Genomic DNA, 20,792 nt, shown 5'->3' with positions numbered 1-20,792 from the left:
CCCCGCCGCCGCGCCCGGCGCGGTGGTGGTCTACGCCGCCACGAGGATCGTGGCCGTGAGCGAGTTCCGCCGGTTTGCCCGGTTCCGCAACAGCGAGCTCATCATCTCCATCGCGACCCTGGCGGCCGTGCTGGTCGTCGGAGTCCTGTGGGGAGTCCTGGTAGCGGTCGGGCTCTCGGTGCTCGACCTGCTCCGTCGGGTGGCCCGGCCGCACGACGCGATCCAGGGGTTCGTCCCCGGGCTCGCGGGCATGCACGACGTGGACGACTACCCCGAGGCCGAGCTCGTCCCCGGGCTGATGGTCTATCGCTACGACTCGCCGCTGTTCTTCGCGAACGCCGAGAACTTCCGGGCCCGCGCGCTCGACTCGGTGGCGAGGTCGGAGGTGCCCGTGAAGTGGTTCGTGATCAACGCCGAGGCGATCATCGAGATCGACGTCACCGCCCTCGACGCGCTCGAACAGCTGCGGGCCGAGCTCACCGAGAGAGGAGTCGTCGTGGCGCTCGCCCGGATGAAGCAGGACCTCGCCGCCCAGCTCGAGCCGACCGGCTTCCTGGACCGGATCGGCAGGGACCGGCTCTACCCGACCCTGCCCACAGCGGTGGCTGCGTTCCGCGACGCGAACCCGAGCCCGGCCTGACCGCGCCGGCGCCGTCCGACCCGCCGATACCGATTTCAGCGCCGCGCGCGGCAGTTGCTAATCTGTGGGCGCTGCCCGGCCGAGCCGGGCGTGATCCCCTGTAGCTCAACTGGCAGAGCATTCGGCTGTTAACCGGAGGGTTGTTGGTTCGAGTCCAACCGGGGGAGCAACGAGAGGGCCTCTGGCCTGCGGAAACGCAGGACGGAGGCCCTCTTCCGTTGCAGCCAGAGGCCGGCGTCGTGCCGGCTCGGGACCATCGACCCTGGCCCGCACCTCGACCCGGTCGGGAGACTGGCGGTCAGAGCCCGGGACGAGGAGGCGGCGATGACCAGCCCGATGCTGACCTTCCTCGGGGCTGCCGGCACCGTGACCGGCAGCCGGTTCCTCGTCGAGTGCGGCTCCTCGCGGGCTCTTGTCGACGCGGGCCTCTACCAGGGCCTGGCCGAGCTGCGTCGGCGCAACTGGGCCCGTGACGAGGTCCCGGCCGCAGAGCTCGACGCCGTCGTCGTCAGCCACGCGCACCTCGACCACTGCGGGTACCTTCCGCGGCTGGTGTCCGACGGGTTCCGGGGCCCGATCCTGTGCACGGCCGAGACGGCGGAGCTGGTCGAGATCGTGCTGCGCGACAGCGCACACCTCCAGGAGGAGGACGCCCGGCACGCCAACGCCGCCGGCTACTCCAAGCACCACCCCGCACTGCCGCTCTACGACCTCGCGGACGTCGAGCGGACGCTGCCCCTGCTGACGCCGGTGGAGTACGGCGTGGCCGCCGACCTGACCCCCGACCTGCGGACCGTCCTCGAGCCCGCGGGGCACATCCTCGGCTCGGCGAGCGTGCTGGTCGACGCTGGCGGACGACGCGTCCTGTTCAGCGGCGACCTGGGCCGGTCGCGGCACCCCCTGCTCCGCCCGCCGGCGTCCCCGCCGGGGGCGGATGCGGTGGTGGTCGAGTCGACGTACGGCGATCGCGTGCACCCGCGTCCGGATCCCGGTGTCCTCGCCGGCGCCGTACGACGCACGGTGGCGCGGGGCGGCAGCGTGCTGATCCCGGCCTTCGCCGTCGACCGGACCGAGCTGGTGCTGCTGGAGCTGCACCGGTTGGTCGAGGCGGGGGAGATCCCGCGGGTGCCGGTCTACCTGGACAGCCCGATGGCCCTGGCTGCCCTCGCGGTCTACCGCCGCGCGGCCGACGGCGGTTCGGCGCAGCTGCGTCCGGAGGCCGCCCGACTCGGGGCCGTCCTGTCCGAGCTCGGGGTGCGCGGCGTGTCGGACGCGGCCGGGTCGATCCGGCTGAACCAGCCGGAGGAGCCGAGCATCGTGGTGTCGGCGTCCGGCATGGCGACCGGCGGCCGGGTCATCCACCACCTCGCCCACCAGCTACCGGACCCCCGCAACTGCGTCGTGCTCACCGGCTACCAGGCGATCGGCACCCGCGGCCGGCAGCTGCAGGACGGCGCCCGGCAGGTCAAGATGCACGGCCACTACGTTCCGGTGCGGGCCGAGATCGTGGACGACCCGGACTTCTCGGTCCACGCCGACGTCGACGAGCTGCTCACCTGGCTCGCCGCGTCGCCGTCGGAGCCCGAGGTGGTCTACGTCGTGCACGGCGAGCCGAGCTCCTCGGACGCACTCGCGGCCCGGATCCGCGACGATCTCGGTTGGTGTGCCGTCGTACCCCGGCTCGGCGAACGGGTGCGGCTCGACTGACCGGCGCCCCGCGCCACATCGCGCTCAGGCGTCGTACCGGACCACGCGGTCGCGGCCCGCGGCCTTCGCCTGGTACAGGGCGACGTCGGCGCGGACGATGGTGTCCTTGACCCCCACTGCGGCGTCGATCGATGCGATCCCGAAGCTCACGGTGGGGGAGGCGTGGTCGTCGCGACGCTCGAGATACTGGCGGCTGATCTCCTCGGCGACCTGTTCGGCGTGCTCGCCGTTGGGCAGCAGCAGCACGAACTCGTCGCCCCCGAGCCGGGCGACCAGGTCGTCCGCGCCGACCACCTCCCTGCACACGGCGGCGAACTGGGTCAGGGCGCGGTCGCCCGCGGCGTGGCCGTACCCGTCGTTGAGCGCCTTGAAGCTGTCGAGGTCGGCGACCATGACCACGCCGGGAGGCCGGCCGTTGCGGTCCGCCGTCGCGAACACGTCCTCGGACCGGCGCAGGAACTCGTCGCGGTTCAGGAGCCCGGTGAGCGCGTCGTGGGTCGCCCGGACGCGCAGCTCGCTGGTCTGGTGCTCGTGGCTCAGCTCCGACATGCCGAACGTGACGACGACCAGCAGCACCATGGTCAGGAGCGTGGTCGCCTGCGACCCGAAAGCGGTGCGGAAGACCACGTCGGTCGGACCGAACGCCACGAACGCCGCTCCCCGCAGCAGGTAGAAGACCGCCATCAGACCGGAGATGACGGCGAGCGACCACACCGCGAACCGGAACTGGGCGCCGTCGGAGCGGGTGCGGTCGTGGTCGCGCAGCAGCACCGAGAGCTCGTAGGTCGACATGCCGAGCATGGCGGCCATCCCGACCAGGAAGAACGGACCTCCGGTCCAGATGTCGTCGGCCGGGTCGTCGAGGAACGACGCCACCATCACCACCACGGGCGCCAGGCCGAGCTGCCAGCGGGGCACGGTCGCGCCGCGGAGCGACCGGGCCGCGGCCCACACGAACGCGGCTCCCAGGACGGCCAGGGTGTTGCCCATCGGGTTGGCCACCACCTGGACCGCCGTGCCGTTGAACAGGAACAGCAGCGCGCTCACCAGGAAGAGGCCGAGGGACGCGCACCACCAGCCGCTGTAGGCCGATCGCGTGGTGCGGTAGGTCACCCCGTAGAAGAGGACGAGAACGCAGAGACCCACCACCCCGAACGCCACGCGCAGGGTCGCTGTGTCGAGCACAACCCCAGGCTACGACGTCGCTCGCGCCCTGACCGGGCATGGTCCGACGCGACGGCCGAAGTCCCGGACCGACCGGGACCTTCGGCTCTGCCTGCCGTGGAAGCGGGACCGGAGGATCGGATCGTGTCCACGATCAGCCGGCTCAGCCGGGACGAGTGCGAGCGCCTGCTGCGCGCGGGTGTCTTCGGTCGCATGGTCGTCCTCTGCGACGGCCGGGTCGAGGTTCTCCCCGTCAACTACGCCACGGTCGGCGACGCGGTCCTGGTCCGCACCGAGCCCGGCTCGCTGCTCGACCGGTACGGCGACGGCGCGTCGCTCGTCTTCGAGGTGGACCACGTGACCTACGAACGGTGGCACGGCTGGTCGGTGGTCGCGCGCGGGACCGGTGAGCGCGTGGCCGAGGACGAGCTGACCGAGGTCGAGCGGGCGGCGCCGGCACCGCCCCCGTGGGTGCGGCGGGAGAGCTCGAGCTGGCTGCGGCTGCGCTGGGACGAGATCGCCGGACGCCGGGTCGGCTCGGGCTGGGACCCGCTCGCCGAGATGCCGATCCGGCGACAGTCGCGCTGAGTGCCCCGGGGTGAGTGCCCCGGGCTGAGTGCCTCGGGCTGAGTGCCTCGGGCTGAGTGCCTCGAGCGACCCCCCGCCGACCTGCCCTCGCTACGGAGCGACCGTCGTCTGTCCGACCCGTGCTGCCTCGGGCACGACGGCCACCGGCGTGTGGGAGCGCTCGAGCACGGAGGTGGCCGCGTGCGCCGCGAGGTGCGGGCCGCTCCCTTCGAGCGGTCGGCGTCCCAGGACGACGAGGTCGTGCCGGTCGGCGATCTCGGCCAGGCGGTTGTCGGCGTGCCCGGGCACCGCTGCCAGCTGCACGTAGACCTCGGGGTACCGCTCGCGGAACCCGGCCACGGACTCGGCGAGCACCAGCTCGGCCTCCTCCGGCGGGGCGTCCTCGGCGTCCGGGTGACCCCGGTCGTAGCAGTGGACCACCGTGAGCGGCTGGGACCGCAGGGCTGCCTGCTGGAAGGCGAACTCGATCACCGGCAGCGACTCGTTCGTGCCGTCGGCCCCGACGAGCACGCCGTGCTTGACCTTGAGCTCGGTCCCGGGCCGGCAGACCACCACCGGACAGGTCGCGCGCTTGCTGATGTAGGCGCTCACGGACCCGAGCTTGCTCCGGACGATGCCCCGACCGCGCGAGCCGAGGACGAGGAGGTGGGCGGAGGTGGACGCGTCGCCCAGCACCTGACGCGGATCACCCAGGACGGCGCGACCGTCGGCGGTGATCGTCGGGCGGTGGCGACGGGCGAGCTCGGCGCCTTCGTCGGCCACCACCCGCGCGCGGTCGAGCAGGTCCTCGACCGGGTACGACGTCGCGAATCCCATGCCGTCCGAGGACGCCAGGCCGAAGTTCGGGCGGACGGCGGTCACGACGACGAGGGAGCGTCCCTCGAGGGCGGCCTGCTCGGCGGCCCACTGCACGGCAAGGGTGGCGTCGGCGTACCCGTCGAAGCCGACCACGATGCTTCCGGACTCGATCTTGCTCATGCTTCGACTCTGGCGTCGGTGACCGCGTCGCGGAACGGCCCCAGTTCCCGAGGCCACGGGACCTTGGACCCGCTCGCGAGCGACGGCTCAGCGCGTCAGTGGTCGAGTCAGTGCGTCAGAACGGCTGGGGGAGCGAGCGTCGAGGTGCGGGTGTCGAAGCCGTCCCAGTAGGTGACTCGGCTCGGGATGAGCGACCACCGCAGTCCCGCGGCATCCTCGGAGAGGAAGCCGTCTCCGCGCAGCACGACGCCGCGCTGCTGGGTGGGACGGTTCCGGACCGGGTCGTCGAACGTGACGCACGACGCCGCGCGCGGGCCGGCGACCAGGTCGGCCGCCGCCTCGGGGAGCGTGGCCGTCGCCCCGTCCCACGCGACAGGCAGCGCGACCGGCCCCTCGGGCGTGATGAGGCCGAGCACGCCGGTTGGACGTGCGGCGAGGTGCGCCAGCGACGCCGGGAGCACCGAGGTCACCCGGTCGCCGGCCGCCGGCTCGTCGTCGCCGGGCGGGAGCGGCACGACCAGAGAGGTCGCCGGCTTCAGGCGGACCAGGACGACGTCCTGGGGCAGCGCCCGGCGCGGACGCACGATCGAGTCGCCGAGGAACCCGGCCACCTGCCGGGGGTTCCGCTTGGTCCACGAGAGCAGCGCGCCGGGGGCGCGGGTGAGCAGGGCCGCGCGGGCGAGGGCCGCGCGAGGGTCCGAGAGCGAGAACAGCTGTGCTTCGCCGGTCATGACGGCCGCGGAACCGCCCGCGCTGACCACCCAGCCGACCGACGGCCGGCGGGCGAGCACCTTGGCCTTGAGGGCGTTGCGGTTGGTGACGAACCACAGGTCGTCGCCGAGAGCGCCGTACAGGACGGGGGTGACGAGCGGACCGCGCCCGACGTCGATCGCCACGTAGGCCAACCGTCCCTCGGCGAGAACGGCGGACACGGCTGAGCGGGAGCGGATCATGCGGTGGCAACGCCGGCCGCCGGGAGTGTCGTTCCCGTCGCCCGCGTGGGCTCCGTCACCTGCGGGTCACGGGCGGATCACCGACCGGCTGTCGTCCCGGTGCTGAGTCCGGACCGGCCGGCCCGCTTCACGGCGTACATCAGGCGGTCCGCGTGGTCGAGCAGCCCGCTCGCCGTGGACTCGGGGTCGGAGAGGGCGACGCCGATGCTGGCGGACACGTGGTTGATCGGGTGGCCGGTCATCGTCCGGTACGGCGCCGCCAGGCGGGTCCGGATCCGTTCGGTCAGCCCTTGCAGGTCCTTGGTGTCGGTCAGGTCGGGGCACAGGACCGCGAACTCGTCACCACCGAGCCGCGCGACGGTGTCGAACTCGCCCCGGACGACGGACCCGAGGCGACGTGCGACCTCCCGGAGGACGGCGTCGCCCTCGACGTGACCCCAGTCGTCGTTGACCTGCTTGAACCCGTCGAGGTCGATGAACATCAGGCCGACGCAGCTCCCGTCGCTGCGCGCCAGGTCGAGCGCCACCTCGGCGCGGAGGAGCAGCAAGGTGCGGTTCGCCAGGCCGGTGAGCGGGTCGTGGAGCGCGAGCCGCTGGAGCTCGGCCTCCACCCGCCGACGGGCCGCGATGTCCTCGCGGAGCTGCTCGTGCACGTCCTCGAGCTCGGCGATCAGCTGGTTGCGCGAGTCGCGGAACAGCGCCAGCGCCAGGACCACCAGGGTCAGGCTGCCCACCATCGCCTGGGCGAGCAGCGCGCGGATGTGGGGGGCCTCGTCGTAGAACACGCCCCGCTCCTGGAGCGTCGCCCAGACGATGGCGACGCCGGCGGTGATCACGAAGATCGTCGCGGTGGTGGTGGAGTAGCGCAGCGAGATCCACACCGCCGGGACCAGCGCGAGGAACGCCAGGGGGGTGCCTTGGTTGATCCAGAACACCGCGCCGAAGATCAGGACGACCGCGATCGAGGTCGTCACCAGCTCCGTGGTGCGGGCCGGCGTGAACCGCGGCGCCGTCCAGGTCGCCTCGCGCAGGATGAGGGCCACGGCGACACCGACGAACGCGGTCACCCCGTTCCGGACGGCGAACAGGCCGAACGTCGAGAGCAGGTGACCGGTGCCGTTGAGCCAGAACCACCCCATCGCCAGGGCTGCGGCGCTCAGGCTGCCCGCGCTCACCGCGACGATCAGCCGGCCGAGGTCGGCCGGGTCACGCAGCACCACTCGTCGGCCGGACGTGCGCAGCACCCCGAGGGTCACGGCGACGAGGGTCATGTTGACCATGAGGAACCAGGCGGAGAGGTCCACGGCCGCCCCGGTCACCAGGTTGATCCCGAAGGTCAGCCCGGCCAGCAGCACCCCGTTGGCGATCAGGTCGACCCGTGACTTCTCGGCCATGAAGAGCAGCCAGAGCACGGCGACGGCCGCCGCGGGCCACACGAGGGAGATCTCGCTGCCGGCGACGCGGGTCGCCCGGCCGAGCATGATCGACGCCGCGAACGCGAACGCGAACGCGATCGGTGGTGTTGCTTCCCGGAGGACGCGCTGGATCACGTAACCGGCCCTCCACGGATCCTTGGGCGTGCAGATTCACATAGTCCATCGGCACCGCCGGGGCCAACCGTAGAGATCGGGCGGACGTCGTACGTCGACCAAGGACCGGCGGTCGAGGGACCTTCGGCCCTGCACCCGCGACCCCGCGGGCGCCGACGATGACCGTGTGAAGACCTACGTGTACGGATTTGCCGCATTCGACGACCCGGACCGCAACCTGTTGGGTGGGAAGGGCGCGGATCTTGCTGAGATGGTCCGGCTCGGCCTGCCGGTGCCGCCGGGCTTCACGATCACGACCGAGGCCTGCCTGTACTACCTGAAGAACGGGTCCGCGCCCACGGAGCTCGCCCGCCAGCTCGACGAGCACCTCGCGGCGCTCGAGCACCAGGCCGGACGTCGTTTCGGTGACGCGGCCGATCCGCTGCTGGTCTCGGTGCGCTCCGGAGCCGCGATCTCGATGCCGGGGATGATGGAGACGGTCCTGAACGTCGGGCTGAACGACATCACCGTCCACGGACTGGCCGAGCGCACCGGTGACGCGCGGTTCGCGCTCGACAGCTATCGCCGCCTGATCCAGATGTTCGGGGAGACGGTGTTCGGCGTACCCGTCGGCGTGTACGGCGGTGCCCTGGACGCGATCAAGGAGCAGCGCGGGGTCGCCGACGACCTCGGCCTGGACGCCGGCGCTCTCCAGGACCTCATCGACCAGTACCACCGGCTCACCAAGGAGCACGTGGGACGCACCATCCCGCAGGACCCCCGGGAGCAGCTGGACCTGGCGGTCATCGCCGTCTTCGGGTCCTGGAACACCGAGCGGGCGCGCGCCTACCGGCGGCACCAGGGGATCAGCGACGACCTCGCGACCGCGGTCAACGTGCAGGCGATGGTCTTCGGCAACCTGGGTGACCACTCGGGCTCCGGCGTCTGCTTCACCCGGGACCCGGCGACCGGCGCGTACGGCGACTACGGCGAGTACCTCCCGACGGCGCAGGGGGAGGACGTGGTCTCCGGCGTGCGGACGGCCGTGCCGCTGAGCGAGCTGCACACGATCGACCCGGCCGCCTACCGCAGGCTCCGGTCGCTCCTCGGCGCTCTCGAGCGGCACTACCGCGACGTGTGCGACGTCGAGTTCACGATCGAGGACGGGATGCTCTGGATCCTCCAGACCCGGATCGGCAAGCGCAGCGCCGAGGCGGCGTTCCAGCTCGCGCACGACTTCGTCGAGGAAGGCACGATCACCCTGGACGAGGCGCTCTCGCGGGTGACCGGCGACCAGCTCGCCCACCTGATGTTCCCGCGTCTGGACACCTCCGGCGGTGAGCTGCCGCTGACGACCGGACTCGGTGCGTCGCCCGGCTCCGCGGTCGGCCGGGTGGCACTCGACTCGACCACGGCTGCCGAGTGGGCGGCCCACGGCGACGCGGTCGTCCTGGTGCGCAAGGAGACCCGTCCTGACGACCTGCCCGGGATGCTCGCCGCCGCCGGCGTGCTGACCAGCAGGGGTGGCCGGACCTCGCACGCAGCGGTCGTCGCCCGCGGCCTCGGCCGGCCCTGTGTCTGCGGCGCCGGCGAGCTCGAGATCGATCTCGACGCCAGGTCGGTGGTCGTGCCCGGCGGCCCGACCCTCGCCGAGGGTGACGTCATCTCCATCGACGGGGACACGGGCGACGTGTACGCCGGCGCGCTGCCGGTCGCGGACTCGCCGGTGGTCCGCTGGCTGGAGGGCGACGTGGTCGACACGCCGCTGGTCACGGCCGTCTCGACCCTGATGGCCCACGCCGACGCGGTACGTCGGCTGCGGGTGCGGGCGAACGCCGACACCGGCGCCGACGCCGAGCGGGCGGTGCGGTTCGGGGCCGAGGGGATCGGGCTCACCAGGACCGAGCACATGTTCCTGGGGGAGCGGCGCCAGCTGATCGAGCGGGTCATCGTCGCCGAGGACCCGGCCGAGCAGGCCGACGCCCTCGCCGCGCTGCTCCCGATCCAGCGGTCCGACTTCGCGGCGATCTTCGCCGCCATGGACGGGTTGCCCGTCACCATCCGGCTGATCGACCCGCCCCTCCACGAGTTCCTGCCCGATCTCACCGAGGTCTCGGTGCGGGTGGCTCTCGCGGAGCAGGAGGGTGGGGCCAGCGAGCGTGACACCAGGCTCCTGGCCGAGGTGCGCCGGCTCCACGAGGAGAACCCGATGATGGGGATGCGCGGCGTCCGGCTCGCCATCGTCGTACCGGGCCTGATCGAGACGCAGGCGCGGGCCGCCCTCGAAGCAGCAGCCGCTCATCGGAGGGCCGGCGGCTCCGTCGAGCTCGAGATCATGGTGCCCCTGCTGACCACCGCGGGCGAGCTCGCGGTCGTGCGCGACACGGTCGCGAAGGTCGCCCGAGAGGTCGAGGAAGAGCTCGGAGAACCCGTCGAGTACCGACTCGGCGCGATGATCGAGACACCGCGGGCGGCCCTGGTCGCCGACGAGATCGTCGGCGACGCCAGCTTCCTCTCGTTCGGGACGAACGACCTCACCCAGATGACCTGGGGCCTGTCGCGCGACGACGCCGAGTCGACGTTCCTCCCGCAGTACGTCGCCGCGGGCATCGTGCGGACCTCGCCGTTCGAGACGATCGACGTCCCCGGCGTCGGACACCTGGTGCGCACCGCCGCTGACCTCGCGCGGCGTGCCGACCCCAGCGTGACGATGGGTGTCTGCGGTGAGCACGGCGGCGACCCCGCCTCGATCGGGTTCTTCGACGAGATCGGTCTCGACTACGTGTCCTGCTCGCCGTTCCGGGTGCCGGTCGCCCGGTTGGAGGCCGGACGTGCCGCGCTCCAGCACAAGCCCGTCGCTCCTGCAGCCGACGGGGAAGGCGATGCGCCATGAAGGTCAACCAGGCGATGACCCGGCCCGCGGTCACCGTTCGTGAGGACACGACGGTCCGTACGGCGCTGCGGCTGCTCGCGGATCACCGGATCACGATGCTTCCTGTCGTCGACGAGAAGGACCGGATCCTCGGGGTGGTCAGCGAGGTCGACCTGGTCCGGGGCCGGGTGCTGCCGGTCGTCGGCGAGGTGATGAGCCACGGCACGGTGCGGTTCAGCCCCGAGGCCGACCTGCTGGAGGTCGCCCGGGTCGTCGGCACGACCGACCTCAAGAGCTTCCCCGTCGTGGACGCGGATGAACGTGTCGTCGGCGTGGTGAGCCGGAGCGACGTCGTCCGGATGCTTGCCCGCGACGACGACGTCCTGCGCGAGGAGATCGGCGATGCCCTCACCCTTGCGGGACTGCGGGGCTGGCGGGTCGAGGTCCACAACGGAGTCGCGGAGCTGAGCCATCCTGACGGGCCCGGCGCCGGCAGTCGGTTGGCACGCAGCATCGCTCAGTCCACCCCCGGCGTGTCGACGGTGACCACCCTTTAGCCGCGCCCCGGCGGCCCCGTCCTGCTAGCGTGACGGCGGATCTAGCGGCCGGCAGAGGGACTGGTGCGATGGGGTTGGGGACAGACGACGAGCAGTCACGAGGGCCCCGGCGTGCGGTCGAGTTCGAGGAGCTCCTGCGCGAGGTCCAGGAACGTATGCACGGCGTGCTCGACGAGCAGGCCCGCCTGCAGCTGCTGCTCGACGCGGTGGTCACGATGGCAGCGGACCTCAGCCTCGACAGCGTCCTCTCGAAGATCACCTCGATCGCCAGCAGCCTCGTCAGCGCCGAGTACGCCGCGCTCGGTGTGCTCGGCTCCGGCCGGGACCGGCGCCTGCGCATGTTCGTCCACCACGGGATGTCGCCCACCCTCGCCACCGAGATCGGCGAGCTGCCGCGCGGCCACGGGCTGCTGGGCCTGATCATCGATCGTCCGGAGCCGCTGCGGCTCCACGACATCGCCGAGCACCCGGAGTCCTTCGGCTTCCCGCCCAACCACCCGCCGATGCACTCCTTCCTCGGCGTCCCGGTGCGGATCCGCGGCCAGGTCTTCGGCAACCTCTACCTGACGGAGAAGGCCGGCGGAGCGGACTTCAGCGCTGACGACGAGGCGATCGTCGTCGCCCTCGCGGCCGCGGCCGGTGTGGTGATCGAGAACGCCCGGCTCTACGAGGAGGCGACGCGCCGCGAGTCGTGGCTCAACGCCACCGCCGAGGTCGTCTCGCTGCTGTCCGCCCAGTTCGCCGAGGCGGACGGGCTCCATGCCGTGGTGCAGCGGGCCCGGGAGGTCGCTCGCGCAGACGCGGCGTGGATCGTCGCGGGTCCGAGTCCGGAGGAGCTGTCCGTGCGTGCCGTCGCCGGTGTCGACGTACCGGCGTCAGGACTGGCCGGGATGGTGCTCGACACCGCACTGGCGCGGCTCGTCGTGGAGAAGGGCGAGCCCCTCTCCCTGGAGGACCTGAACGCCGAGCCCGGTCGCGTCGACCCCGGCGACCTGCCGGGCGACTGGCCGGTGCTGGGACCGACGATCGTGGTGCCGATCGACCTGGGTCCCGCGATCCCCGGCGCGTTGGCGCTCGCCTGGGCTCCCGAGAACATCGGGGCCTACCACGACCTCGACGTCGAGCTGCCTGCCAGCTTCGCGAAGCACGCCGGGCTCGCGCTGCAGGTCGCGCTGGCCCACCGGGACCAGCAGCGGTTGGCGGTCTTCGAGGACCGCGACCGCATCGGGCGCGACCTGCACGACCTGGTGATCCAGCGGCTGTTCGCCGTGGGCCTCATGGTCCAGGGTGCCGCCCGGCTGTCCGACATGCCGGCGCTGACCGAGCGTCTCGACCAGGCCGTCGACGACGTCGACGCGACGATCAAGGAGATCCGCCGCACCATCTTCGCGCTCGGCTCCATCGACGCCGCCGCCGACATCCAGACCGAGATCAGCACCGTGGTCTCTCGCGCGGCGGCGACCCTGAAGTTCCGCCCGACGCTGAAGCTCGAAGGTCCGGTTCGGACGCTGGTCGACGGCGACCTGGCGGGCGACGTGCTCGCTGTGCTCGCCGAGGCGTTGTCCAACGCGGGACGACACGCCAACGCCACGGCGGTCGACATCATCCTGCGTGCCGGCAGCGAGATCGTGCTGGCAGTCGCGGACAACGGCCGCGGACTGAGCGCCGAGGTCCGGGAGAGCGGACTCGCCAACATCCGCCAACGAGCCGAGGCCAGGGGCGGGTCGCTGACGATCGAGTCCGAGCCGGGCGCTGGCACGTCGTTGCGGTGGTCGGTGCCGCGGGTCTGACCTCGCGGCCGGGTGGGCAAACCAGGGACCTTGGTCCCTGGCGGCGATCGCCGAGGTTCGGTTTGCTGGAAGCATCGTCGACCAAGGAGTTGTCGATGCCCGCACCCGGAGTCGCCCCGTACGCCGTGGCGCTCCGGACGGGCAGGTGGTGGCCGCCGCCTCGCATGCGAAGCGGCGGCCACGTCACCGCGTGGCACTCCCGCGGGGTCAGTCGCGCGTGACGAGGGGCTCGTCGCCGGCGGGGTCGTTGGCAGCGACGTCGGCGACGCTCGCCTCGAGCAGGTCCTGCGCCAGTCCGAACAGCGCGCGGCAGGCGGCCAGCTCGTCGCCGATCTCGGGCACCTCGCGGTCGGTGGGGCGACGTCGGGCGACGCCGTCGTGGCGCAGCTCGGTGCCGGCGTCGGTCGTGAGGACAGCGTCGGCATGGGTCCGGCCGGCGTCCTCGTACAGGTAGACATCCACGTGCCAGGTCTTGGTGTGCATCGAACTCTCCTTCGGAACGGCGAGCGGGTTCGCCCGTGCCGGTCGCCTTCGATCGTGCCAATCGAGGACCGCTGCCGACGCGGGCGTTGGGCACCAGTGCGGGGGACCTTCGTCCCCAGGGTGCCGATGGCGAGCCGCGGACTCGGGGTCACCACCGGAATCCGGTGGCGGCGGCCCCGCCGGTCGGTCACGCTTCGCTTGTGATGCAGACCTGGACCAGCGCCGTGTGGCGGAGCGAGGCGTTCGCCGCCGAGCTCCGGGCGTTCGTCACCTCTGCGGTGGGGGAGCCGACGGTGTTCGAGCCGTTGAAGATCCGCCCCTGGTCCGCGGTCTGGCGGGTCGAGGTCGGTGCCCGGGTCTACTTCGCGAAGCAGAACTGCCCCGGTCAGGCGCACGAGGCACGGCTGGTCTCCGAGCTCGCCCGGATCGCGCCGGAGTACGTCGTACCCGTGGTGGCCGCGGATCCCGGGCGTGACCTGTTGCTGACCGCCGACCTCGGACGCACCCTCGCCGAGCTCGGCGGCGACCACGACGTCGACACCTGGTGCCGGATCGTGCGCGATGCCGGGCTGCTGCAGCGGGCCGTCGTGCCGTACGCAGCCGACCTCGGCCTCACCCAGATGCCGCCCGAGGGGGCGACGACGTACGTCGGTGACGCGATCGGTCGGCTCGGCGCGCTGCCGCCGGAGGACCCCCGCCGGCTCGGCGAGGAGGTCGCGGCGCGGCTCCGCGCGCTGCTGCCGACCATCGAGCGCTGGTCGGACCAGGTGGGCGACCTCGACCTGCCGCTCACGCTCAACCACAACGACCTCCACGGCGCCAACGTGGTGGCGACCGACGGCCCAGAGGTGCCCCTGCGCTTCTTCGACTTCGGCGACGCGGTCGTCACCGAGCCGCTCGGCGCGCTCTTCGTGCCGCTGGCGGTGTGCGCCGAGGACCTCGGGGCCGGACCGGACGACCTCCGGCTGCGCCGGATCGTCGACGCGGCCCTCGAGGTGTGGTCCGACCTCGTCCCCGTGCGTGAGCTCCGCGCGGCCCTTCCAGCCGCGCTCCAGCTCGCGCGGCTGCCGCGCGTGGAGTCCTGGCGCCGGTGCGTGGTCACGATGACCCCGGAGGAGCGGGCCGAGTTCGGCTCCGCCCCCGCCGACCGGCTGGCCACCCTCGTCGCGGATCCACCCGTGGGACACGTCTCACCGATGTGACGCCGCGGGCTCGGCGCGGCGATACTTGGGGGCGATGCGGGAACTGGCACCCGCTGCTGCTACGAGAGGTGGGAATGGCGGGTACGGCGACCCCCGGGCGCCCTGGTGGCGCTCGGCGCGCGTCCAGGTCCGTCCGCCTGTCCCGACGTGACCGGCGCCAGCTCCGAGCGGCAGCACAGTCCGGCGGCTATTCCGGCGGCAAGCGTGCCCTCCGGCCGGGCGACCAGCCGCAGCCTCCGTCCGGTGAGCGCCCCCGTGGCGGGCGCCGGGCGCTGCGGCCGCACGAGCGTCGTACCCGGGGACTGCCGGGCACGCTCGGGCTCACCTTCGTCTCGGCGATGATCCCCGGGACCGGCTACCTCTTCGCCAAGCGCAAGCTCGCGGGCTGGATCGTGCTGCTGGGCTGGCTGGCCGTGCTCGGCTCGGTCGTCCTCTACTTCGGCCACGACCTCGACTGGGCGGCTGCGCGCACCCGCCTGGTGAACGTGGCGTTCGAACCGACGCTGCTGCGCACCCTGGCCGCGGTCGTCGCGGTGCTGCTGCTGGTCTGGTTCTTCGTCGTCTGGACGTCCTACCGACTGATCCGGCCGCGGGAGCGGCCGCGCTGGCACACGGTGGTCGGCAACCTGGCGGTGGTCGTCTTCTGTCTGGTCTTCGCCGCGCCGGTCGTCCGCGCCGCGCAGTACGCCGTGGCCACCGCCGACTTCGTCACCGTCGTGTTCGACGACAACGAGGTCGCGACGACGCCGGACTACGAGGTGACCGAGGAGAACCCGTGGGACGGCCGCGAGCGGGTCAACGTGCTGCTGCTCGGCGGCGACGGGGGCGAGGGGCGCGAGGGCGTGCGCACCGACAGCATGATCCTGCTGAGCATCGACACCGAGACCGGCAAGGCGGTGACCTTCAGCCTGCCGCGCAACATGGCCAACGCGCAGTTCCCCGAGGACAGCCCCCTGCACGACCTGTACCCCTACGGCTTCTCCAACGGCGATCCCGCGAGCGGCGAGTACATGCTCAACGCCGTCTACCGCAACGTCCCCTCACTGCACCCGGGCATCCTCGGCAAGAGCTCCAACGAGGGTGCCGACGCGATCAAGCAGGCGGTCGAGGGGTCGCTGGGCATCCCGGTCGAGTACTACGTGCTGGTCAACCTCGACGGCTTCAAGGAGGTCGTCGACGCCATCGGCGGCGTGACGGTCAACGTCAACGAGCCCATCGCGATCGGCGGCAACACCGATGCCGGCGTACCGCCGGACGACTACCTCGAGCCGGGGGCCGACCAGCACCTCAACGGCTTCCAGGCGCTGTGGTTCGCCCGCGGTCGCTGGGGCTCCGACGACTACGAGCGGATGGAGCGGCAGCGGTGCATGGTCGACGCGATCATCGAGGCCGCCGACCCCGGCAGCCTGCTGCTGCGCTACCTCGACCTGCTCAAGGCGGGCGAGGAGATCGTCTACACCGACATCCCGCGCGAGCTCGCGTCGGCGTTCGTCGACCTCGCCCTGCGGGTCAAGGACGCGAAGGTGAAGTCGGTCGTCTTCCGGTCGTCGGAGGAGTTCAGCTCCGCGGACCCCGACTTCGTGTGGATGCAGGACCTGGTGCAGCGGGCGATCGACCCGCCGCCGAAGAACGGCTCGGGCGGGAAGCGGGACCCGGCCGACGACCCCGAGGACGCCTGCGCCTACCGCCCGACGGGCGAGACCGTCGAAGAGGCGATGGCCGGCTACTGATCCGGCGCGTTCGTGGCCACGGCCCCCGAGCCGCGCCAAGATGTCGGACGTGACGACCAACGAGGAAGCCCACCGCATCGCGCGGGAGAAGGGCGTCAGCGGCCCGCTCTACCTGATCGTGAAGTACGCCGCCGCCCTGATCTTCCGGATCGTCTGCGGGTTCACCGCGACCGGCAAGGACAACGTCCCCAAGAAGGGGCCGGTCGTCATCGTGCCCAACCACAAGAGCTTCTGGGACCCGTTCTTCGTCGCCATCGTGCTGCGTCGGCCGGTCCACTTCATGGGCAAGGCCGAGCGCTTCGAAGGACCGATGGCGCCGATCTTCCTGCGCCTCGGCGCGTTTCCGGTTCGCCGCGGGGAGTCGGACGCCGACGCCCTGGAGACGGCCCGCGTGATCCTCGCCCGCGGCGACGCGCTCGCGCTGTTCCCCGAGGGCACCCGCGTCCGCGACGAGGGCCTCGGTACGCCGAAGCGCGGCGCCGCCCGCCTCGCGATCGAGGCCGGGGCGCCGTTGGTGCCGGCCACCATCACCGGCACCGAGAAGCGCCGCTGGCCGCTCCCGCGCAAGGTCCGGATGGTCTTCGGCACCCCGGTCTCGGTCGAGGGCCTCGAGGCGACCCCCGAGGACGCCGCCGCCGCGATCGGCGAGGCGTGGCCGCAGGTCACCGAGGAGTACGCCCGCTGGCAGAACCGCGCCGGCGTGATCGCCGCCGGCGCGGCCGCCCTCGGTCTCGGCGCCTGGGTCGTGAGGAAGCGGCGCCACAACTAGGTCCCGCCGCTGGTCGGTTGAGGTCGCGCTGGTTGAGGTGCGAGCGGAGCGAGCCTCGAAACCTGGGCGCGCTCCGAGCTGCTCAAGCGCCGTCGGGGCCCGAACCCGCCTCGTAGAGCTCGATCTCCTCCAGTGTCGGCGGCGTCGACGCGACGTGGTCGTCGAGGTCGACCTCCTTGACGAGGGTCCCCGCGATCAGGTCGGCGACCGTTCCCTCCAGGTCTTCCCCGCTGCCCGAGCCGCTGCCGTCGACCTCGATCTCGATCTCGGTGTCGTCGGTGACGAGGTAGGTCAGGTCGGCCAGTCCGTCCCGGGCGACGACCAGGGTTCCGGTCGCGTCGTCGTAGCTGTCGATGGTGCCGAGCAGGTCATCGGCGTCCTCGCCGTCGTCGCGGCCGCACCGGTCGTCGAGGGAGTCGTCGGCGTCCTCGTCGGACTCCCCGTCGTCGTCGGAGTCGTCGTCACCGTCGTCGACGCCGTCGTCGTCGGAGTCGCTGTCGTCCTCGTCGAGGCCGAGCTCGTTCTCGTCCTCGTCGTCGACGTGGTCGTCGTCGCTGTCGTCGTCGTCCCCGCGGCAGCCCTCGTCGCTGTCGTCCTCGTCCTCCTCGTCGATGCCGTCGTGGTCGAGGTCCTCGTCACCGTCGGGGATGCCGTCGCCATCGGTGTCGCTGTCGTCGACATCGGATCCGCGACGACCGTCGTGGACCTCGTCGCCGTCGTCGTGGCCGTCCCCGTCGCTGTCCTCGTCCGCCGGGTCGACCGAGCTCCGGAACTCGCCGATGTTGCGCAGCCCGTCGCGGTCCAGGTCGCGGCGTGCGTCGTCGACGCGAGGGTCGAGCCCGTGCCGCCGCTCCCAGCGGTCCGCCATACCGTCGTGGTCACGGTCGGCCGCGCTCGCGGACGGCACCACGAGCGCCAGCGGCCCCGCCACTCCGAGCGCGAAACCCGCCGCAGCTGCGAGCAACCGCCGTCGATCAGTCGTCGAGAACATTCTCTTCCTCCCTGTAGACCGGCCGGCGCCCTGTGGGCGCGCACGTGCCCGGCCTCTCCCTCCCACCTTTGTAGACCGGCCGCCGCACTCGCTCGTGCGCATTCGCACGATTCAGGACCCCGATCCCAGGTAAGTCCCGATGGGGGTCCCAGCACTGCACGGGACAACTGCACATCTGCACCGCTGTCCGGCCCCCGCCCGGCCGATCGGCCCGGGCAACTGCACAACTGCGCAGTTGTCCACGCCCAGCCCCGGACTGGATAGGCTCCCGCACCGAGGGGCGGTAGCTCAGTCGGTCAGAGCAGAGGACTCATAATCCTTGGGTCGTGGGTTCGAGCCCCACCCGCCCCACCAGACGTTTGAGGAGGTGAGAGCGTGGTTCACCCCCCTGCCGCCTTCACCGACACAAGTACCCGCGGGTCCTCACTGGTCGATCCCGTCGAACAGACCCGCCTCCGCGGGCGGGGCCTGACGGTCCGGCCGTTCGGTGCCCTGGAGCGCCTTCCGCTGCTTCCAGATCGTCCAGAACCGGCGGTCTTCCACGCCGTTGCGGTCGCACTCCACCCGACTGTCAGGGTCGAGGAAGCCGTCACAATGGAACATGTACGCCGTCTTCGCCCGGCCCAGGTCGTCGCCGGAGAACCGGTCAGCCACGTCCGACCCGTTGAGTTGCCACCCCTCCGACGCTTGCCTCCTCGGTGTTAGGACGGTGGCGAGGCCTGTCTCCACGCTCAGGTCTTACCGCAAACCGAACACGGGCCCCGGCACGCCGGACAACAATGGCGCTGTTCGCCGCTGACCTAACCCGACGCAGAATCGATCGCCATGAGAATCCCAGCCCTGATGCTCGCTGCCGCGCTGGCTGCTTCCCTGTCTGGGTGCGGCGACGACTCGCCTAAGACGGAAGTTCGAGAAGTCGAAGTGACGTCGACAGTGACCGCGACGGCCTCCTCTGAGGAGTCCGAGTCAGAGGTAAATGCTTCGACGACCTCCGTGTCGCTCGAGGCGCCTGCCTACACGTGCAACCGCCTCTTCGTGAACACCTCGTATCTCAGTGACGTGATCGGCTTCTGGAACCGCAGCCGAGTAGACATGGACGAAATCACTAAGGCCGAAGCGGACGTCGAAGGGTTAGTGGAGATCGCAGCGTCCGCTGACCCGATCATCGCTGAGCCGCTGACGGTTGTGACGACCGAGACCTCCGCGTTCCTAGAGGCGATGCTGGCGCCGAACTTCGATGGCTACCCCACGCCGCCCTTCAAGTCTGCGGCTCAGGATGTGACCGATGTCTGCGATGCCGTAATGGATGAGGTGGCAGAGAGCCAATGGACGTTCAAGGCCAAGGACTACGGGAAGTACGCCGATGTCCTCGTGGCCCTGCACCGGGAGGGATTCGACGAGTACATCGAACTGGGCAAGAACCCGGATGCGACCGTCGGGTCCACGTGCCGCTGGATCAGTGGTGAACCTCCGGGCGGGTCTGCGTACCGCTCGGAGCGCCGGTCTTGGCATCGGGCTCTCACCGAGGACAGCGCGGAGGGCTGGGGCTGGACCGACGAGCGTGCAGACAAGTTCGTCGACGTGGTGTTCGAGGCGTGCCTCGCAACCGGCCATTCAAAGGGCTACGTCCCGACGATCACGAACGGCGTGTGGACCGTTGGACGCGACATTCCGCCCGGGACCTATCGCTCGAACGGGGTCGGTGGGTCTTGCTACTGGGCGATCACGCGCTCGGGCAGCAACGGTCAAGACATCATCGCCAATGATCTACCCTCCGGGGGCTACCCCAGCGTCGACCTCAGCGTCGGCCAGGACTTCTCGACAGATGGCTGCGGGACCTGGAAGAAACTCAGCTGACGCCGGCCTCCGCGGGGGGCTGAAGCGCAGTGCAGGGGCCGGGTAGGTCACGGCGGCACCCGTTTCTGGCGCTCAAGGCTCCGTTGGACTTCTCGCCGTCCTCCATTGCCCGACAGGGTAGGAACCGCCCTGGATCGAGTCGAGGCTCACTGCACGCACCGGGGTCTCCGGGCCGTCCCCCAGGGACCGGCGCCACCGCCTACGCTGCCCAGCATGCGCCGCCCTCCGCACCTCATCGCCGCACTCCTCCTGCTCCCCGTCCTCGCCGCCTGCGGATCCTCAGCCGACGACCAGGACTCCGAACCGGAGTTCTCCGCCCAGGAAACCGAGTGGGCCGAGTTGCACTGCGAGGTCGTGGAAGACCTCGACGAGTACGACAACGTCGAGGGATGGGATCGCTGCGTGGAGGACAACCTCCCCAACGCACAAGAGGTCGGCCCGGCCGCCCAGGTTCAGGCGGACGCCGAGACCGACCCCCGGTGCGCCACGTTCAGCACCGTCGCCGAATGCATCGACGTCCTGTCCTTCACCCTCGGCGAACCGGTCACCGAAGAGAACGAGCACGCACCTCTATGCGCCACCATCTGGCGGGTCCCCGGCGAACTCCCAGACGACTACAGCGGCTGCGTCCGCGAAGATCGATACATCCCCGCAGACCCCATCCTCTGCAACGACAACAACAACACCAACCCGATCCTGTTCATCTACAGCGACAAGACCCGCTCCTACTACGCGTTCACCGAGCACGGCAGCACCTCGACGATCAGCAACGCCGCCAAGATCGGGCTGGCCTCGGGAACTCCTGCCGCCGTCGTTGCGCGAGAGGTGTGCGCCGAGTAGCCGCCGCGGCGGAGGGGGGTCTGCTGCACGGATAGGTGACATCTGATCTGCGTCGATGTGTGTCGGCGCTGGAAGGATGTGCACCGTGCCGAAGCCGTTCCCCAAGGAGTTCCGCGAGGACGTGATCCGGGTCTACCGCGAT

General features: G+C 71.3%; 18 protein-coding genes and 2 tRNA genes. 13 read left to right on the top strand and 7 right to left on the bottom strand.

The genetic code is table 11. From position 1 onward, the window contains the following. From H0488_RS12280 to H0488_RS12270, 3 genes are all read left to right on the top strand, one after another. A partial coding sequence (locus H0488_RS12280; RefSeq protein ID WP_183099564.1) for an STAS domain-containing protein occupies positions 1-640 on the top strand: 640 nt, incomplete at its 5' end. A 94-nt stretch (positions 641-734) separates the two neighbouring features. Further along, a tRNA-Asn gene (locus H0488_RS12275) sits at positions 735-807 on the top strand. 157 nt (positions 808-964) lie between these two features. Next, positions 965-2,347, top strand: coding sequence for an MBL fold metallo-hydrolase RNA specificity domain-containing protein (locus tag H0488_RS12270; RefSeq protein WP_183099563.1), 1,383 nt, complete (start codon positions 965-967; stop codon positions 2,345-2,347). A 24-nt stretch (positions 2,348-2,371) separates the two neighbouring features. Here the strand turns inward: H0488_RS12270 and H0488_RS25015 are convergent, their stop codons facing one another. Further along, entirely contained in the window at positions 2,372-3,532 is a 1,161-nt protein-coding gene (locus H0488_RS25015) for a GGDEF domain-containing protein (protein WP_183099562.1), read from the bottom strand. Between the two features lie 123 nt (positions 3,533-3,655). Here H0488_RS25015 and H0488_RS12260 point away from each other — a divergent pair, with 123 nt between their 5' ends. Continuing rightward, positions 3,656-4,099 carry a pyridoxamine 5'-phosphate oxidase family protein gene (locus H0488_RS12260; protein ID WP_183099561.1) on the top strand — a complete coding sequence of 148 codons (444 nt, stop codon included), beginning with the start codon at positions 3,656-3,658 and terminating at the stop codon, positions 4,097-4,099. 90 nt (positions 4,100-4,189) lie between these two features. Here the strand turns inward: H0488_RS12260 and H0488_RS12255 are convergent, their stop codons facing one another. The 3 genes from H0488_RS12255 to H0488_RS25010 form a co-directional block, all read right to left on the bottom strand. Then, positions 4,190-5,077, bottom strand: a complete 888-nt coding sequence (locus H0488_RS12255; RefSeq protein ID WP_183099560.1) for a universal stress protein — start codon at positions 5,075-5,077, stop codon at positions 4,190-4,192. Positions 5,078-5,184: 107 nt separating this feature from the next. Beyond that, entirely contained in the window at positions 5,185-6,009 is an 825-nt protein-coding gene (locus H0488_RS12250) for a hypothetical protein (RefSeq protein ID WP_183099559.1), read from the bottom strand. 98 nt (positions 6,010-6,107) lie between these two features. Next, on the bottom strand, positions 6,108-7,580 hold the full coding sequence (locus H0488_RS25010; RefSeq protein ID WP_220794512.1) for a diguanylate cyclase domain-containing protein: 1,473 nt from the start codon (positions 7,578-7,580) through the stop codon (positions 6,108-6,110). A gap of 166 nt (positions 7,581-7,746) precedes the next feature. On the opposite strand from H0488_RS25010, the gene ppdK reads away from it, so the two are divergent. From ppdK to H0488_RS12230, 3 genes are all read left to right on the top strand, one after another. After that, entirely contained in the window at positions 7,747-10,452 is a 2,706-nt protein-coding gene (gene ppdK / locus H0488_RS12240; protein WP_183099558.1) for a pyruvate, phosphate dikinase, read from the top strand. Further along, positions 10,449-10,988, top strand: coding sequence for a CBS domain-containing protein (locus H0488_RS12235; RefSeq protein ID WP_183099557.1), 540 nt, complete (start codon positions 10,449-10,451; stop codon positions 10,986-10,988). Before ppdK ends, H0488_RS12235 begins: the two co-directional genes overlap by 4 nt. A gap of 68 nt (positions 10,989-11,056) precedes the next feature. Continuing rightward, the gene (locus H0488_RS12230) at positions 11,057-12,778 is read left to right on the top strand and encodes a sensor histidine kinase (RefSeq protein WP_183099556.1); all 1,722 of its coding nucleotides are present in this window, start codon (positions 11,057-11,059) and stop codon (positions 12,776-12,778) included. Positions 12,779-12,985: 207 nt separating this feature from the next. Here the strand turns inward: H0488_RS12230 and H0488_RS12225 are convergent, their stop codons facing one another. Next, entirely contained in the window at positions 12,986-13,261 is a 276-nt protein-coding gene (locus H0488_RS12225) for a DUF1876 domain-containing protein (RefSeq protein ID WP_183099555.1), read from the bottom strand. Positions 13,262-13,464: 203 nt separating this feature from the next. Between H0488_RS12225 and H0488_RS12220 the strand changes: the two genes are divergently transcribed. From H0488_RS12220 to H0488_RS12210, 3 genes are all read left to right on the top strand, one after another. Beyond that, positions 13,465-14,463, top strand: coding sequence for a phosphotransferase (locus tag H0488_RS12220; protein ID WP_246371960.1), 999 nt, complete (start codon positions 13,465-13,467; stop codon positions 14,461-14,463). 338 nt (positions 14,464-14,801) lie between these two features. Then, a complete protein-coding gene (locus tag H0488_RS12215) occupies positions 14,802-16,193 on the top strand; it encodes an LCP family protein (protein WP_183099553.1) in 1,392 nt (463 codons plus the stop codon). Positions 16,194-16,242: 49 nt separating this feature from the next. Beyond that, positions 16,243-16,962, top strand: coding sequence for a lysophospholipid acyltransferase family protein (locus H0488_RS12210; protein WP_183099552.1), 720 nt, complete (start codon positions 16,243-16,245; stop codon positions 16,960-16,962). An 82-nt stretch (positions 16,963-17,044) separates the two neighbouring features. Here H0488_RS12210 and H0488_RS12205 read toward each other — a convergent pair whose 3' ends face one another. Then, the gene (locus H0488_RS12205) at positions 17,045-17,953 is read right to left on the bottom strand and encodes a hypothetical protein (RefSeq protein WP_183099551.1); all 909 of its coding nucleotides are present in this window, start codon (positions 17,951-17,953) and stop codon (positions 17,045-17,047) included. A gap of 277 nt (positions 17,954-18,230) precedes the next feature. On the opposite strand from H0488_RS12205, the gene H0488_RS12200 reads away from it, so the two are divergent. Further along, positions 18,231-18,307: transfer RNA gene (locus H0488_RS12200), tRNA-Ile, on the top strand. A gap of 69 nt (positions 18,308-18,376) precedes the next feature. Here the strand turns inward: H0488_RS12200 and H0488_RS12195 are convergent. Then, entirely contained in the window at positions 18,377-18,607 is a 231-nt protein-coding gene (locus tag H0488_RS12195; protein WP_183099550.1) for a hypothetical protein, read from the bottom strand. 171 nt (positions 18,608-18,778) lie between these two features. On the opposite strand from H0488_RS12195, the gene H0488_RS12190 reads away from it, so the two are divergent. Both H0488_RS12190 and H0488_RS12185 read left to right on the top strand, forming a co-directional pair. Beyond that, a complete protein-coding gene (locus tag H0488_RS12190; RefSeq protein ID WP_183099549.1) occupies positions 18,779-19,810 on the top strand; it encodes an Rv1352/Rv1906c domain-containing protein in 1,032 nt (343 codons plus the stop codon). Positions 19,811-20,023: 213 nt separating this feature from the next. Next, the gene (locus H0488_RS12185; RefSeq protein WP_183099548.1) at positions 20,024-20,650 is read left to right on the top strand and encodes a hypothetical protein; all 627 of its coding nucleotides are present in this window, start codon (positions 20,024-20,026) and stop codon (positions 20,648-20,650) included. Positions 20,651-20,792 lie beyond the last annotated feature (142 nt).

Source organism: Nocardioides pelophilus, from assembly GCF_014180685.1.
Taxonomy (GTDB): domain Bacteria; phylum Actinomycetota; class Actinomycetes; order Propionibacteriales; family Nocardioidaceae; genus Nocardioides; species Nocardioides pelophilus.
Note: the sequence above shows the minus strand (reverse complement) of the source record. Positions and strands in the feature narration are given on the sequence as shown.